This is a genomic window from Streptomyces sp. NPDC038200 (genome assembly GCF_055600785.1).
The window spans coordinates 1-15,145 of sequence record NZ_JBVJYH010000002.1; the positions used below are offsets into that span (position 1 = coordinate 1).

Here is a 15,145-nt window from a genome sequence, read left to right on the forward strand (position 1 = left end):
CGGACGCCGACCACCAGGGAACTGTCGGAGCTGATGTCCCTGCCCGAGGACGAGGTGGTGGAGGCGCAGCTGGCCTCCAACGGCTACAAGTCGGCCTCCCTGGACGCGGCGATCAGCGGCAGCGAGGACGGCGAGGCCGCGCTGCAGGACTTCCTCGGCACCGAGGACGCGGCCCTGGAGCTGGTCGAGGACTTCCACGTGCTCGCCCCGATGATCGCCGAACTCGACGAACGCGATCGGAAGATCATCCACTGGCGCTTCGTGGAGGAACTGACCCAGGCCCAGATCGGCGAGCGTCTCGGGGTCTCCCAGATGCACGTCTCCCGCCTGATCAGCCGCCTCCTGGCCCGACTGCGCGAAGGCATGCTCAGCACCAGCTGAGGACGGGCGGGCGGCCGGGCGGTCAGCCGCCGCCGCGGAGGCAGGGGAAGGCGTCGGGCGGGGTTCCCCACCTCGCCGGATCGCGCCGGTCGGGCAGGATCCCGCAGCTGAGCAGTGTGGCGGTGGCTCCGTCCGGCTGGGCGATCTCGCGGATGTAGACGGCCTTGTCGGGCGGGTACTTGTTCCTGCCGTCCAAGCGCAGCACGCCCGAGGCCCCCGGGTACTGGGACACGCCGTGGGCCGTGAGCCACAGGTAGATGTCGTTGGGCTGGACGTCACGAGACGCCGGCAGCAGATTCTCGACGACCTTGCTGACGATGCCCACGGTGTCGAAGCCGCCGGCGGCATCGGCATCGGCACTGCGGCTCCCGAAGACGGCGGCGAAGTCCCGGGCGAACTGGGCGTACGGGTCCCGGGGATCCGGCGTGGGCGCGTTCGTCGTCTCGTAGAAGAGCGTCATGTAGGGGTAGGCCCGCGCCGTGCGGTCGGAGTGGAGCTGGAAGTCGATGGGGGCGCTCTCGGCGATGAGGGGAATGGTCGTGCCCTCCGGTGGCTGGCAGTGGCCGCCGGCGCTCTGCATCGCGTTGAGGAGGCTGGGAAGCACACCGGATCGCCCGAGGTAGACGATGATGCCGTGGGTGGCGGCCACCTTGTTGCACACGTCGCTCGCGATGTTGTCCGGCGTCGTCGCGCCGGGCTTCTCGCTGTAGGTGACCTCGTCCACCTTCCGCCGGCCGTAGGCGCCCACGAAGACGTTCTTCAGGTCCGTGCTGAAGGCGGTGTCGGTGGGGTCGTACACGACGACGGCATGCGGCACGCGGCTGGTGAGACGACGGACCGCGGGGGAGTGACGGACGAAATCCGCGAGGACCGGACCCACTCGGCCGTCGGGCGCCGAGATCTGGAAGTAGCGCTGCGGTGAGTCGGGGCCGACCATGATGCTGCCGGACACCCCGTTCGCGATCACGGGAATCCCTGCCTGGTCGAGCTCCCGGGCCGCGTTCAGCGACTCGGGCCGGCTCTGGGTGATGCCGATGACCGCGGCGATGTGGTCCTGCGCCCGACGGCTGATGATCATCTGCGCGACGTCCGGATCGTCCGGCGCCGCGGCGTTGTGCGCGCCGTACCGGAAGTACTGGCCGGTGTTCGCGACGAGCAGGCGGACCGGCATCTTGTTCTGCCGGACAGCCGTGTTCAGCCGGTGCTGCTGGGCGATCGCGCCGCGCAGGACCTGCAGGCCGATCGGGGGGTCGTCGTACACGCCCTCCTGCAGGCTGAGGGGCGCGAGGAAGACCAGCGTGCGGTAGCGGCCCTTCGGGATCCGTGCGTTCTCCCGGGCGATCCGACGCTCCAGGTCCCGCAGCTCCTCCCCGCGTTCGCCCGGCACGGCGAGATCACACTGCTCGCCGTCGGTGACACCCACCCGCTCACCGGATTCCACCGCCACGCACGAAGGCGAGGTGGGGCGCGGGGCGGGCCAGAGGTAGTGGGGGGCCAGGAGAACGCCGACGGTGGCCGCGGCCAGGGCGGGCAGGGCCGCCGGGCGGAGCCAGTCGAGAGGATGGTCGCGCCGGGCCGCGACACCGGGCCCCGAGGTGATCTTGTTCTTCGCCGTGCCTTCGGTGTCGTCCTCGGCGGGCAGTACGACGAGGCGTACGGGTTCGGCACTGCCCTCGCTGAGGAAGGTGAAGACCTTGTCGGCGACGCCGTTGGGCCGCTCGGTGTCCGCGCCGAGCGGGACGGCGTAGTCCGGGGGCGGACCCGCACAGGCGGCCAGGACGAGCAACGGCCGGGACGGATGGTCGCCGACCAGCTCTTCGAACGTGCCGAGGAACGCCCGGCCGGGGCCGTCCAGGTCGTCGATCTCCGGGACGAGGACGACGAACGACCACCGGCGGCGGGCCCACAGGTGACTGAGCCAGGTCCTGCTCCGGGTCGCCCTGCGCAGGTCGGTGAGGAGGGCACGTAACAGAATGCGCCGCACCCGTGGGTCCTCCCTGTCCAGTTCGCCGTCCTGGCAGAAGGTGAGTGCGCCGTCCAGGAAGCAGGCCGCGTCGGTCTCCTCCGCGACCCAGCTCAGCCCCCAGTGCCGCAGATGGAATCGATAGCAGACCTTGGGCAGGCCGACGATCAGAGCGGCGACGAGCCCCTGGAGCCAGCCGGTGAGGGCGTGGGCGCCCAGGAAGTCCGCCACCCGGGCGCCCGCCCGCAGCGTCACCCGCCGCTTCAGCAACGCCGCGTACAGGTCGTCGAGGATCGGCTGCTGCTGGGCCTGGACGTCTCCGGCACCCCTCTCCGCTTCCAGTACGGCACGGCAGGTGTGGAACGCCGGCAACCGCAAGCGTCCCGACGGCATGGTGAGCTGGAACCGCAGGGTCACACGGTCGATCGCCGCGAGGAAGCCACCGGTCAGTTCCGCGTCGTCGAGGACCGCGTGCGGCACCTGACCGCGTGAGATGCCGCCACCACGCCGCAGCCGATGCGCGTATTCGCGGACCATGAAGGCGGGCCACCAGGAGTCTCCGCCGTCCTGCCGGGTCAGCACCAGGGCCGGCACCTTCTCGGCCGCGGATCTCCTGGCAGCGAACGCGTCCAGCTGACGTATCAGACGGTCGGACCACCTGGGATAGGGCGGTACCGAGTCCGTGGGGGCGGGGGAGTGGGGCACGCGTGTCCTCCCGGAGGCGAAGCAGGGAGGCCAACATGCCATGAGGGAGCGGCCTGAACGCGCCTTCCGTCCTTCTTGATGTCCGGTGCGCGCTTCAGGCCGTTCTGGGGCCGATAGTGAACGCCGTCCGGCGTCTCCTGACCCGGGGAGCGGAACGGCGCGTGATCATGCGGGCGGAGCCTGGCGGAGGCCACCGCCGGAGCCGTGCGCGGCGTCCGTCAGGGCCAGGCGGGCGGTGATGCGCTTGCCGACCGGTTCCCGCATGGCTTCGAAGCCCTGGCAGACGGCCATGACGATTTCCAGGCCGTGCTGTCCCACGCGCCCCGCGTCGGCGGCCCGCGCCACGGGCAGCACCGGGTCGGAGTCCCACACGGCCACCTCCACCAGGTCTCCGGTGATCCGCAGATCCAGCAGGATCGGGCCCATGGCGTACTTGCGGGCGTTGGTGACCAGCTCGCTGACCACCAGCCGGGACAGCTCCACCGCACGCTGCGATACGGGAACCCCGTGCTCGGTATGCGCCCTGGTCAGGAAGTCGGCGGCCATCTGCCGCGCCGCGGCGATGCAGGTGCCCTCCCCCTCGAAAGCCGCCGCGGCGCACAGGGGGCCGTCGTCCGCATGGGACGTGAAGCGTCCTTCGTCCGACGAGACTGGTTCCATTCGCGCCACCTTCACTCCTCCGACCTCCCGCTCCCGCGTACCCGCGATGGGCGCGGGCATCGCTCTGGGAGCGGGGCGTCTGCCTGCTTTGCCACAGACGGGGCATTGCCCGGCACGATGCCGGGCATCGATTCAGGTAGGACGCCTGATCGTACGAGGATGCCGAGGAAGCCGTGTCGGAGACCGAGAAAGCTCAAGGGCTCGAACTGCTGACCGTCGTGTCCACCACCACCGACGGCATCACTGTCCTGACCGCGACCGGCGAGGTGGACCACACCAGCACCGGCCGCCTCGCGCAGGCCCTGGAGGCCGGCGGTCTCGGCGGCCCGCCGCACGTGGTCGTCGACCTGCGGAACGTGACCTTCATGGACTCCAGCGGCATCAACGTGCTCCTCACCGCACACCGCGGCCTCGCCGAGGCGAACGGCTGGCTGCGCCTGGCCGGCGTCCCGCGCTCCGTGATGCGCACCCTGGAGATCGTCGGGATCGACGCCGTCATCCCCTGCTACCCCGGCCTGCGCGAGGCTCTCGCTGCCTGAGGCCGGCTGACCCGCCGAGGCGGATCGGTGCCGGTTGTCGTGCCCGAGGGCCGGTAGGCGCGGCGGGGCGATGCGGGGCCAGGCCGCACGCCTGGAGTCACTTTGTCCTGTATGCGCCGATATGCTGTGTTTCATGCTGAGCGTTGGGTGGATGCGGACTCGTCCTCTTCGTGGCCGGTGGAGTCCCGTCATGCTCTCGCCGGTGATCTTGACCGTGGTCGTCACGAGCCTCGCGTTCGCCACTCCCCGGAAGATCGCGTTCAGCCGCCTGTTGACCGCCGCACCCGCCCTCGCGGCCTCCCTCTGGCCCGTGCTGCCCACTGTGCTGCTGGGGCTGGCCTGCGTCGTGATCATGGTGGCGTTGAGTCTCGTCTATCCCGACCTGGGCACGTGGTTCACCGTCGGGGCCATCGCCGCGGTCACCGTGGCCGCCGCCTACGCGTGCCGCGCCCGCATCCGGCGCGAACAGGACTTAATCCAACTCCGCCTCGTCGCCGACGCGGCACAGAAGGTGCTCCTGCGTCCCCTGCCCCGGCAGGTCGGTCGCCTCGAGGTCGGGTCGATGTATCTCGCGGCCGCCGCGCAGGCCCGTATCGGCGGGGACTTCTACGAAGCCGTCACCACTCCCTACGGGGTGCGCCTGATCATCGGCGATGTGCGGGGCAAGGGCCTGCAGGCGGTGGGTGCCGCCGCGGCAGTGGTCAACTGTTTCCGGGAGGCCGCCTACGACGAGCCGAGCCTGGAGGGCATCGTCCGCCGTCTGGACGCCAGCAGCACCCGGCACAGCTGCACCTTCCCCACCGAAGACCTGCTGGAGCAGTTCACCACCGTCGTGCTCGCCGAGTTCCCGCATCAGGGAGGCCACATCGCGCTCCTCAACTGCGGCCACCCTCCCCCACTGCTCCTGCATCACGGCAGGCTCCACGTCCTGCACCCCACCGCCGTCTCGCCGATTCTCAACCTCGCCCCGCTCGTCGGCCTCCGCTACACCACCGACACCTTCCCCTGTGCCCCCGGTGACCAGCTGCTTTTCTACACGGACGGGGTCATCGAGAGCCGGAATGCCCAAGGGGATTTCTTCCCCCTGCAGGACTGGATGAGCCTGCAGACCTCGGCCGGTCCCCGGGAAATGCTCGACGCGCTCCATCGCGATCTTCTGCAGCACAGCGGCGGAGGGCTCGACGACGACATCGCGGCCCTGGCCGTACGCCTCGGCGAGAGATCCACGAGCCCCGCGGCCTGAGCGCCCGCCGCCACCACGGCAAGGCGGGAAGGGGCGACAGCGGGGCAACGAGAGGAGAATCGGCGGTATCGAGGACACGCGGCGCGCGACCGCCGCACCCACGCCGCCGCGCGCAGGGCTCCCGGCGGGCGCCCGGCAGCGGGAGACGGAGAGGGCCATGGCTCTGTTCCTGGCATCACATTGGGAGAACGGCTGGGCCGTGATGGAGATCAAAGGAGCCCTGGATCCCGTCACCGCCCGGGAGCTGCGGGATTTCGCCGGCGCCGCGACCGCGAGGCAGCACCATCCTCTCCACCTGATCGCGGACCTGTCCGAGCTGACGACCGTCGACGCGGACGCGGTGGACTCGCTCGTCTCCGCTCGCGCGCTGCTGGCGGAGAAGGGCGGAGAGCTGCGCCTGGTCTGCCCGGAGGGGCATGTGGGGCGGAGCCTGCAGGCCGGCGGGCTCGCCCGGGTCCTGCCCGTCTTCCCCTCCCTCGACGCGGCTCTCGCGGCCCCGCGGGTCACCGCGCCCGATCACACCGGACGAGCCGCTCGGTGATCACCGGGTCAAGGGTTTGCCTAATAGGTTTAGGCAAACACTTGATACTTGTAGCTGCGTGGCGTGATGGTTATGGTTGAGGTGAGGGTGGCCGGGGCAGGGGCTTTGCCCGGCGGGCAGGCGGTCCGCCGTGCCCGGTGCCGGCGCATCCGTACATCCCGCGGTTCCGACCGACAGGCTGAGGCAGTGAACACCGAGCGCGACATGATCACCACACCCGTCACCGCGGACATGCTGCGCGGCTTCCTCGACGTGGAAGCGACCGCGCACGGTCTGCTGCCGCATCGGCTGCCGGCCCGCGCGCGCCGGCAGATCCCCGACGAACAACTGGCCGTCGCCGAGGCCCAGCCCTCCGGTGTGCGGCTGGTCTTCCGCACCCGGGCCACCACGATCGAACTGGACACGCTGCCCACCAAGCGGGTCTACCGAGGACTCCCGGCCCCGGCGGACGGCGTGTACGACCTGCTGGTCGACGGCCGGCTCGCGGCCCAGGCCACGGTGGCCGGCGGGAACGTGCGCACGATCACCGACATGTTCACCCAGTCCTCAGAGCTGACGGAGGGGCCCGCCGGCACCGCCCGGTTCACCGATCTGCCGGCGGGTGACAAGGACGTCGAGATCTGGCTCCCGCACACGGAGATCACGGAACTGATCGCCCTGCGCACCGACGCCCCCGTCGAGAAGGTGCCGGACAGCGGGCGCAGGGTGTGGCTGCATCACGGCAGTTCCATCAGTCACGGCTCCAACGCCGCGCATCCGACCGCCACCTGGCCGGCCCTGGCCGCCGCCCGGAGCGGAGTCGAGTTGGTCAACCTGGGGTTCGGCGGCAGCGCGCTGCTGGACCCCTTCACCGCCCGAGCGATACGGGACGCCGCCGCGGACCTGATCAGCGTCAAGGTCGGCATCAACGTCGTCAACGCCGACGTCATGCGCCTGCGCGCCTTCACCCCGGCGGTCCACGGCTTCCTCGACACCGTCCGCGAAGGGCATCCGGCCACACCGCTGCTGGTCGCGTCCCCCCTCCTCTGCCCGGTCCAGGAGGACACCCCCGGCCCGCTCGCGCCCGACTTCGACGGCGGGACCCTGCGGTTCAGGGCGACGGGCGATCCGGCCGAACGCGCCGCCGGGCGACTGACGCTCAATGTCATCCGTGACGCACTCGCCCGGATCGTCGAACAGCGGTCGACCGACGACCCGAACCTGCACTACCTCGACGGGCGGCACCTGTACGGTGAGAGGGACTACGCCGAGTTCCCGCTGCCCGACGAGGTCCACCCCGACCCGGCAGGGCACCGCCGCATCGGCGAGAACTTCGGGCGGCTCGCGTTCGGCGACGGCGGCCCTTTCGCGACCGAGACCGGCTGACCACCGTCCCGGTACCCGCGACCGTCTGCGCATCCCCGCTGAGGGCCCTCATGGAAGACGGACGCCCCCTCGCCGCCGCGGCCCGCACGCGACCCGGCGCACCCATGCGCTCACGGCACTAGCCGGCCGAACCGACCAAGGTCTCGAAGCCCGCGCTGTCGCAGTAGGACACCGCACGGCCCTCGGCCCCGACGTCGCCGCCGATCGCGTTGACGGTGTCATCGAGGATGCGGGTGCCACCGTGCTCCAGGCCCTCCCGGTCAAGTCTCTTCGAGGCCTCGACGGCCGCGTGTGCCGTCGACTCGATGTCACCGGCATCGGCGTCCGCCCCGCTGGTCGGTGCGGCGTGCGCCGCGTCCTGCCAGGACCCCAGCTTGGTGCAGTAATCCCGTTGCCACTCCTCGGCCTGCGCCGGATCGTCCGACGAACAACCGCTCACCAGGACAGCGGCCACGACAACGGCCGCTGCTCCCTTCACCGCTCGTGTGATCCCCCGGCTGTGCCGCATGGACATGCCCTCCCCGAAAGCCGCCGACCCAGAGTATGGATCATGAAGGTGACACCTGGCGCCGACCCCCACGCGTCAGCAGCACCGGATCGGCGAAGAAGTCGCGCCGAACCACTGGGCGGCCGCCTGCTCGAAAGCGTCCCGATCCGGGGCGGGCTCGCCCGCCCAGACCACGACGCCGTCGGGCCGGATCAGCGCGGCCCCCAGCCCGAGGTCGTTGCGCGCCGGGCCGGCCGCGTAGCAGATCCGGCTTTCCCACCCCTTGGCCGCGACCCGCAGCGCACGGTCGGTGCTGAAGTCGAGCACCACTCCCCGCCCATGGCGCAGCAACTCGCCGAGGCGGGTGCCGTCCTCGAAGAAGTGGTGCGCCGTACCAAAAGGCGTACGGTCCGCGTGCCTTGCTTGCGTGCACCGCCTGCGCGTGCGGACGGGAGCCGCGGGCGGGTGGGGTGGAGCCGGGGCGGGGCTCGGCGTGTGCACTCTCCGGCTGCCTGTCTCGGCCGACCGTCTCGGGCGGACCCCGGGGCCGGGCCGCGGCGGAGGCGGCACCGCGACGCGCCCGATCCCGCGTGAGGGGGTGCTTCTGCGCCAACTTCGCCGGTGGGGTGTGCAGTGCTGTTGGGCGTTGTGGCATTGTGGTGCCTGGCCGGCCCCGTCACTATCCCCCGTGGTGACGGGACCGGCCGCTCCGCGTGGCACGGAGCGCCGCGGCGATCCGACCGCCGGCGACCTGCCCCCCAGCACATGGACCGCGGGCACCGTCGTGTCCGGGAACGGTCAGGCCCGCTCGGTCACTCGACGGGCGTGCCACCAGCCACGGGGGCCGTGGACCGAAGGCCGTCGAAGACCGGGATCATCCGCGCTCCTCCCGGGCACTGGCGGTCCGGCGAGAGCGCAGGATCTCGGCCAGCAGGGGGACCAGCGACGCGACGACGATCAGCGCGACCAGGGGCAGCAGATAGCGGTCGACGTTCGGGATCGACGAGCCGAGCGCGTAGCCGGCGAGCGGGAGGCCGAGGCTCCACACCAGCCCGCCGACCACCTGCCAGACGGCGAACGCGCGGACCGGCACGCCCAGCGCGCCCGCCATCGGATTGAGCACCGTCCGCACCACCGGTACGAAACGGGCCAGCACGACCGCCTTCGCGTGTCCGTACCGCTCCAGCAGTTCCTCGGCCCGCTGTGCTCCCTCGCGCAGGCGTGTCGAGCGGCTGCGGGCGAGCAGCGCCCCACCCGCCTTCCGGCCGAGCAGGTATCCGCACTGCGCGCCGGCCAGCGCCCCGACGGCCGCCGCGAGCAGCAGCGGGCCCAGCGACAGACGGACGGCCTGGTCGGCCGGTCCTGTGCACAGCAGCCCCGCCGTGAACAGCAGCGAGTCCCCGGGGAGGAAGAAGCCGATCAGCAGCCCCGTCTCCGCGAACATCACCACGCCCACGCCCAGTACGCCGAACGCGGTGAGCAGTGATCGGGCGTCCAGGACGTCGACGGCCAGCTGCGAGGCGAGGTGCAGCGAGATGGTCATGGAACCGGGCCTCCCCAAATCTTGACTACACGTGTGTGGACGCGCCATGAACCGCGGACGACCGACGAGCCAGGAGCGCTCCTGGTGGCCTAACGCCTGTCGGTGGCCTGAAGCACTGCCGCAGGGGGGTGAACGTCCTCTTCCTCGGCGCCGGGGACACTGCGGATCCGCAAGCCGGAAGGGGTGGTCGGAGACTCTCCGGGCCGGCTTCTCTCTGGCGTCGATCGGATGCGCGGTGTAGCTTCGCGTTGGTTGTCGTGGTCGTCTTCGCTGCCCGTACCGCCAGGTGCGGGCGTTTTGTTGTGCAGGGCGCGACCAGGGCGATCACTGCGGGTCCGCACGGTGTGGACCCGGTTCGACCGAGAGGTATACGCATGGCCAGCGGGACCGTGAAGTGGTTCAACGCCGAAAAGGGTTTCGGTTTCATCCAGCAGGACGGCGGGGGCCCGGACGTCTTCGCGCACTACTCCAACATCAACTCTTCCGGCTTCCGTGAGCTGCTGGAAGGCCAGGCCGTGACCTTCGACGTCACGCAGGGCCAGAAGGGCCCGCAGGCGGAGAACATCACGGTCGTCGCCTGACGATGCCGTGGACGTGGCCTCCGGCGCTATCACCGGAGGCCACCCTTGCGGCCGCGCCCGAGTGGGCGAATTCCCTCCGTACCGCCGCCGCACGGTGCGCGGCACGCCGTACCCCGAGCGCCGGCCGGTTCACGCTCCCGCGTGGCCCTCGCCGAGCGTTCTTCCGTACCGCGACCGCGGTGCGGGCGGTGATCCGCTCATCGCCGCCCGCGGACCGGACCGGCCGGCATCAGCGGCTCGATCCGGTTCCGCATCGCATCAGTGGTCCCTGACCGTGCAGACGCATCCGGTCAACCGACCGGTTCGGCGGAGGGGCACACGCTAGCCCCGGCCGGGGAACACGAAGAAGCCCTTGTCCGTGCTGATGTAGCCGTACCCCGAGGGCTGCGAGAACAGCGGGATGTCCTGCTCGGGCAAGCTCTTGGCGAGCACCTTCTTGGTGCGGCCGTCCACCGCGAGGAACACGCTCTCGCTGAAGCTGTCCTCCTTCGTGGTGCCGTAGAGGACGCCGTCGGGGGAGAAGCGCAGCGGCATCATCGCCTTCTCACCCTCCTTCTGCGCCCAGATCTCCTTGCCGTCGGCGGGCTGCCACACGGCGGTGCCCTGCTCGGTGTGAGCGGCGGCCAGGGTGCGGTCGGGGGTGAAGACGGAGGAGCCCTCGGTGTTGACGGTGTCGGTGGGGCTGTCCTCGTACGAGTACGTCGAGGAGCCGCCGACCTGCTTGCCGCTCGCGATGTCGTACGTCGCGGTCACCCAGGTGTCGGGAGAGAGGGCGCCCGCGCCCCAGGCGGTCAGGACACGGCCGTCGCGCACGTCGAGGACCCGCAGGGCGCCGCTGGTGCGCTTGCCGTCCTCGTCCAGTTCCACGCCCGCCGGCGGGGTGACGTCCGCGGTGCTCCAGGCCTTCTTCCCGGTGGCGAGTTCCGTCATGACGAGCTGTTCGGGCTCGCTCTCGAAGCTGGACGCGTTCTCCACGTGGAAGGCGTACTCGCCGGTGATCAAGGGGGCGTGTGCCTGGCCGCCGTCGATCTCGTTGTTGCGCGAGTCGAAGGAGCACTTCGCCAGCTGTCCGGTGCAGGTGACCTCGCGGGCCGTGCCGCCGTCGATGGGCGTCAGCTTCAGGCTCGCGTCACCGTCCTGCTTGATGATGTGGCCGTCGTGGACGTCGAACTCGTCGCCCTCGGTCGTGGCCTTGCCCAGCTCCGCTCCGTGGCTGCCGTAGACGGTGACCGTGCTGGTGGTCTTCTCCTCGCTCAGGCCGTCCGACTCCGTCGTGGCGCGCGCGAACACCGCGACCGCCTTGACGCCGTCGTGCCAGGTCGTGGCGGCTACGCGGTCGGTCGTGACCTTGAGGCTCTTGCGCACGGCACCGGTCTTCACGTCCCGGAACTCCAAGGTGGCCGGCTCGGGGTCGTTCGTGAAGTGGAGGGTGCCGACCGAGCCGTCGACCGGCTCCCAGGCGTATCCGTCGCCGAGTGCGTACGTGCCCTGGGCGTCCTTGACGAACAGCAGGGTGTCGCCGAGGTCGATGGCGTGGGCGGGCGGCAGGCTCCACGCCGGCTTGGCGGCCAGGCCGGGTATGGCGGGTCCGCTGTAGGCGGGTCCCTCGGGCGTCGCGCCGTCCGGGCCGGCCGAACGGCCGTCCTTCGGCTTGGCGCCGGAGCCGCCGCCGTCGGAGGAACCGCAGCCGGCGACCAGGCCGAGCGACAGGACGAGGCCCACGGCCATCACTGTGTACTTGTTCATATCCCCGTAGGTTCTCAGCAGATGATCTTGAGATGCATACGGCAGCATAGGCGCCCGGCCGGAGCCGCGAGCATGTCTGCGTCCATCGCTACCGATTCGACACACCACCCTGGCGGACCCTCATGACGCTCCCCGTGACCGGCGCCGCTTCTCGCCACGGCGGGCACGGCGTCCCGGCCGGTCGGGCTCCTCCGGCGTCGGACTCGCGGGCGTGAGCGGTGTCCGGGAGACAGGCCCTCAGGCACCTCGGCCCAGGGGCACCGCGGAAGCGGTGGCCCCGAGCACGACCGCGTTCCGCCACTCGGCGGGTGAGACGCCGTAGGCCGACCGGAACACCCGGCTGAAGTGCGAGGCGCTGGTGAACCCCCAGCGGCGGGCCACCGCGGCGATCGTCAGCCCCGCCACCGGCCGGCGGGCCAGGTCGCGCCGGCACTGCTCCAGCCGGCGCTGCTGGATCCACCGGCCGACGGTGATGTCCTCCTGCTCGAACAGCTTGTGCAGATAGCGCACGGAGATGTGGTGCGCCCGGGCGATGGCGACCGGCGTCAGGTCCGGATCCGCCAGGTGCTGATCGATGTACGCCCGGATGCGCAGCACTGACATCCGGGCGACGGACGGGGTGTCCGGGGCGGCCCTGTCGAGCCGCTCCTCGGACAGTGCCTGCACCAGGTCCACCACGTTGCGGGCGATCGACTCGCCCGTCCGCTGCGGATACGTGGCCGCGGTGTCCACGAGCCGGGACAGGAACGGCGTCAGCAGCGCGCCTAGCGCCGAGTCGCAGCCGAGCGGCACGGCAGTGATCCGGCGTACGTGCGACTCGCTCAGTCCCAGGACGTGCCGCGGCAGGACGAGCGACTTCGTCTGGAACGGCTCGGGGAAGGTCAGCCGCAGGGGGCGCGCCCTGTCGTACACGAAGAGCGCCCCCGGCCCCACGCGCATGTCGCGTGCGTCCTGCTCGAGCCGGGCGTTCCCTCTGCTGACCAGCATCACGACGACGTGGTCGTCGTCGGCGCTCCCCGCGATGAGGCGTCGGGTGCGCAGGGTCTGCAAGGGGTCGCCCTCCACGGTGACGCGCCGGATCCGACCCAGCGGTGAGGTACGGACCGTGCCGGAATACACCTCTTCGGGAACGCTGATGTCAACGGCTCCGAAGGTCTGGGACAGCGCCTCTCGCCAGTACGCCCGTCTGCGGTGGGCCGGCACCGAGTCCGTGGTGAGGAGGGTGGTCGATGAGTCCGGCGACATGATCCGTCCGTTCTTCCACTGGTACGTGTCCGACACAATGTGCCAGCGCGCACCAGGCCGCGGCATCGCGTGAATCCGTGAGACCAGGGGTACCGGTGCGACGGGAGCGCTGCCGGTGCCTTCGCCGCCCCATGCCGCCCGCGGTGCCCCGGAGTCGCCCCATGCGACGAAGGACCGGACTCGCGATCGCCGGGGCTGCGGTCCCGGCCCGGGGCGAGTGGTTGAACCGGCGCTGGTCCCGCGCCCTCGTCGGGAGCGGCGTGGGCGCCTCCGAAGCCGTGGTCGTGCTGGGCTACCGGAACCCGCGATCGACGGCGAACTTCATCAACCGCCGGGGCACCGTGCTCCTCGAAGACCGGAGCGCGACGACATGGGAGAACATCACGAACGTGATCCCGCTGCTCGAGCACGTCGACCGCATCAAGATCGCCTCCCAGCCGGCTCATGCCCTCAAAGCCCGTGCGTGCCTGAGCCGGCGCCGGCAGACGAGTGCGCGACCGAGGGCGCGGAAGGCTTCGTGGATGTCTCGCGGATCCCTTTCCTCAGATCAGGCCGAAGGACTCCGTGATCAGGGCCGCCGGTTGCCCGCCCGGAGTCATCAGGCGGTAGGTGCGCTGCAGCGTCGGGCCGGCCGGCGGCGAACCTGCCCGCCGGCCTTGGGGCGTCTCCGTCCAGGGAGGCGGACCGCCCTGGCCGTACCACAGGAGTTCCCTGCGGGCGTTGGCGCCGTGACGCCGCAACGCGCCGCCCAGTCCGAGCGGTTCGGTGCTCAAGGAGCCGGCCACCTCGGGTGGGAGGCGCTCACGCAGAAGAAACGTCTCGGCGTGGTACACGGGGGCCTTTGTGGCGCGGACCATGATCTCGACCCGTCGGCGTATCACCGGCGCGCCCGGCGGCGCCGCCAGCCACGTGCCCGTGTCGGCGGAGAGGCCGACCGTCCGTTCGTCCAGCACCCGCAAGGTCAGAGGCTGCATCGTGCAGGTCGCGATGAGGGTCGTCACGGTTCCGTCGCTCGTCAGGACGCCGCGCAGGATCGGGCTCAGCGCGCTCGTGTCGACGTCGCTCAGCTCCGCGGGCCGGCGGTGCTGGGCCAGGAAGTATACGTCCACCAGGGACGAGGACGCTCCCGGGCCCGCCGCGCGGCGTTTCCACTTCTCGGTCCGCACCATCTCACTTCCTCCTCGTCCTCCTTGCGGACAGCGCACCGGGGTCTTTCGTTTGGATCAGGGCGGATCAGGGAGCGGGGTCTGGTGCCGTGCATCGCAAGGCGGAGGAGGGCGCCATGGCGGAGCCATGGCAACCGACGACAACGCGGCGAGGCGCGGTGCCAGACCCCGCGAACCCGGCATGATCCAAACGAGAGGCCCTAGCCCCGGCCGAGCACCGCCCCGCCGTTGACCTGGATGATCTGGCCCGTGACGTCCCCCGCCTCCGCGGAGGCGAGCCAGCGGACCGCGCTCGCGACCGACTCCGGACGGGCGGCCCGGCCGACGAGAGTGGCGCCGACGAGGGCACGGCGGCGCTCCTCGGTCATGCGGTCGCCGAAGAACTCGGTCCCCTCCACGTATCCGGGCGCCACCACGTTGGCGGTACCGCGACCGCCCAGTTCCCCGGCCAGCGTGTACGTCCACGCGTGCAGCGCGGACTTCGCCGCGCCGTACGGGCCCCCGCCGCGCAGGGCCGCGACCGAGCTGACGGTGATGACCCTGGCCCCCGGGGACCGCGTGAGGTACGGCAGGGCCGCCGTCGTGAGCAGCACGGAGGAAAGGACGTTGCGCTGCCACTCGTCGAGCCATGCCGCCGCCACGTCGCTCAGTGCGCTGCCGGTGACCCGGGTCGTCCCGCCCGCGTTGTTCACCACGGTGGCGATCGCCTCCTCCGGCCCCGCCCCGGCCGCCACCGTGCCGACGGCGTGCCCGACGTCCTCCGGTTCCCTGAGATCCACGGCGTGCCAGGTGGCAGCGTCCGGCCGGACGGCCTGGTTGATCTCCCGAGCCGCCGCTTCCAGCACCCGCGCCCGACGTCCCAGGAGGACGACCCGGTGCCCGGCGTCCGCGAGCGCGTGCGCGGCCGCCCGGCCGATACCCGTGCCACCCCCCGACACCAAGGCGATGCGTGTCATCTCCCCCTCCTCCGGCCTGCCCCG

At 71.3% G+C, this 15,145-nt stretch carries 15 protein-coding genes and 1 pseudogene; 7 read left to right on the plus strand and 9 right to left on the minus strand.

Going from position 1 to position 15,145, the window contains the following annotated elements; genetic code table 11:
* On the plus strand, positions 1-381 hold a 381-nt coding region (locus ACZ7KF_RS05180), incomplete at its 5' end, for a sigma-70 family RNA polymerase sigma factor (RefSeq protein WP_471069589.1).
* Positions 382-403: 22 nt separating this feature from the next.
* Here the strand turns inward: ACZ7KF_RS05180 and ACZ7KF_RS05185 are convergent.
* Complete coding sequence (locus tag ACZ7KF_RS05185) at positions 404-3,049, minus strand: ABC transporter substrate-binding protein (RefSeq protein WP_471069590.1); 2,646 nt, start codon at positions 3,047-3,049, stop codon at positions 404-406.
* A gap of 165 nt (positions 3,050-3,214) precedes the next feature.
* Complete coding sequence (locus ACZ7KF_RS05190; protein ID WP_471069591.1) at positions 3,215-3,709, minus strand: ATP-binding protein; 495 nt, start codon at positions 3,707-3,709, stop codon at positions 3,215-3,217.
* Between the two features lie 173 nt (positions 3,710-3,882).
* Here ACZ7KF_RS05190 and ACZ7KF_RS05195 point away from each other — a divergent pair, with 173 nt between their 5' ends.
* From ACZ7KF_RS05195 to ACZ7KF_RS05210, 4 genes are all read left to right on the plus strand, one after another.
* Positions 3,883-4,248 (plus strand): STAS domain-containing protein, encoded by a 366-nt coding sequence (locus ACZ7KF_RS05195; RefSeq protein WP_471069592.1) that lies wholly within the window; start codon positions 3,883-3,885, stop codon positions 4,246-4,248.
* A 202-nt stretch (positions 4,249-4,450) separates the two neighbouring features.
* Positions 4,451-5,491, plus strand: coding sequence for a PP2C family protein-serine/threonine phosphatase (locus ACZ7KF_RS05200; RefSeq protein ID WP_471069593.1), 1,041 nt, complete (start codon positions 4,451-4,453; stop codon positions 5,489-5,491).
* A 157-nt stretch (positions 5,492-5,648) separates the two neighbouring features.
* Positions 5,649-6,032 (plus strand): STAS domain-containing protein, encoded by a 384-nt coding sequence (locus tag ACZ7KF_RS05205; protein ID WP_471069594.1) that lies wholly within the window; start codon positions 5,649-5,651, stop codon positions 6,030-6,032.
* Between the two features lie 204 nt (positions 6,033-6,236).
* On the plus strand, positions 6,237-7,397 hold the full coding sequence (locus ACZ7KF_RS05210; protein ID WP_471070007.1) for a GDSL-type esterase/lipase family protein: 1,161 nt from the start codon (positions 6,237-6,239) through the stop codon (positions 7,395-7,397).
* A gap of 118 nt (positions 7,398-7,515) precedes the next feature.
* On the opposite strand, the gene ACZ7KF_RS05215 is transcribed toward ACZ7KF_RS05210, so the two are convergent.
* The 3 genes from ACZ7KF_RS05215 to ACZ7KF_RS05225 form a co-directional block, all read right to left on the minus strand.
* On the minus strand, positions 7,516-7,851 hold the full coding sequence (locus ACZ7KF_RS05215) for a hypothetical protein (protein WP_471069595.1): 336 nt from the start codon (positions 7,849-7,851) through the stop codon (positions 7,516-7,518).
* A gap of 129 nt (positions 7,852-7,980) precedes the next feature.
* Positions 7,981-8,664, minus strand: coding sequence for an aromatic-ring hydroxylase C-terminal domain-containing protein (locus tag ACZ7KF_RS05220; protein ID WP_471069596.1), 684 nt, complete (start codon positions 8,662-8,664; stop codon positions 7,981-7,983).
* A gap of 94 nt (positions 8,665-8,758) precedes the next feature.
* The gene (locus tag ACZ7KF_RS05225) at positions 8,759-9,427 is read right to left on the minus strand and encodes a DedA family protein (protein WP_471069597.1); all 669 of its coding nucleotides are present in this window, start codon (positions 9,425-9,427) and stop codon (positions 8,759-8,761) included.
* A gap of 374 nt (positions 9,428-9,801) precedes the next feature.
* Between ACZ7KF_RS05225 and ACZ7KF_RS05230 the strand changes: the two genes are divergently transcribed.
* Positions 9,802-10,008: a cold-shock protein gene (locus ACZ7KF_RS05230; RefSeq protein ID WP_133918406.1), complete on the plus strand. Its 207-nt coding sequence runs from the start codon at positions 9,802-9,804 to the stop codon at positions 10,006-10,008.
* Positions 10,009-10,329: 321 nt separating this feature from the next.
* On the opposite strand, the gene ACZ7KF_RS05235 is transcribed toward ACZ7KF_RS05230, so the two are convergent.
* A complete protein-coding gene (locus tag ACZ7KF_RS05235; RefSeq protein WP_471069598.1) occupies positions 10,330-11,754 on the minus strand; it encodes a hypothetical protein in 1,425 nt (474 codons plus the stop codon).
* Between the two features lie 237 nt (positions 11,755-11,991).
* Positions 11,992-12,999 carry a helix-turn-helix domain-containing protein gene (locus ACZ7KF_RS05240; protein WP_471069599.1) on the minus strand — a complete coding sequence of 336 codons (1,008 nt, stop codon included), beginning with the start codon at positions 12,997-12,999 and terminating at the stop codon, positions 11,992-11,994.
* A gap of 161 nt (positions 13,000-13,160) precedes the next feature.
* Between ACZ7KF_RS05240 and ACZ7KF_RS05245 the strand changes: the two are divergent.
* A pseudogene (locus ACZ7KF_RS05245) lies at positions 13,161-13,508 on the plus strand (YdcF family protein); the annotation flags it as partial.
* Positions 13,509-13,541: 33 nt separating this feature from the next.
* Here ACZ7KF_RS05245 and ACZ7KF_RS05250 read toward each other — a convergent pair.
* Positions 13,542-14,168 carry a chorismate--pyruvate lyase family protein gene (locus tag ACZ7KF_RS05250; protein ID WP_471069600.1) on the minus strand — a complete coding sequence of 209 codons (627 nt, stop codon included), beginning with the start codon at positions 14,166-14,168 and terminating at the stop codon, positions 13,542-13,544.
* Between the two features lie 197 nt (positions 14,169-14,365).
* Positions 14,366-15,121 carry an SDR family NAD(P)-dependent oxidoreductase gene (locus ACZ7KF_RS05255; protein WP_471069601.1) on the minus strand — a complete coding sequence of 252 codons (756 nt, stop codon included), beginning with the start codon at positions 15,119-15,121 and terminating at the stop codon, positions 14,366-14,368.
* Positions 15,122-15,145 lie beyond the last annotated feature (24 nt).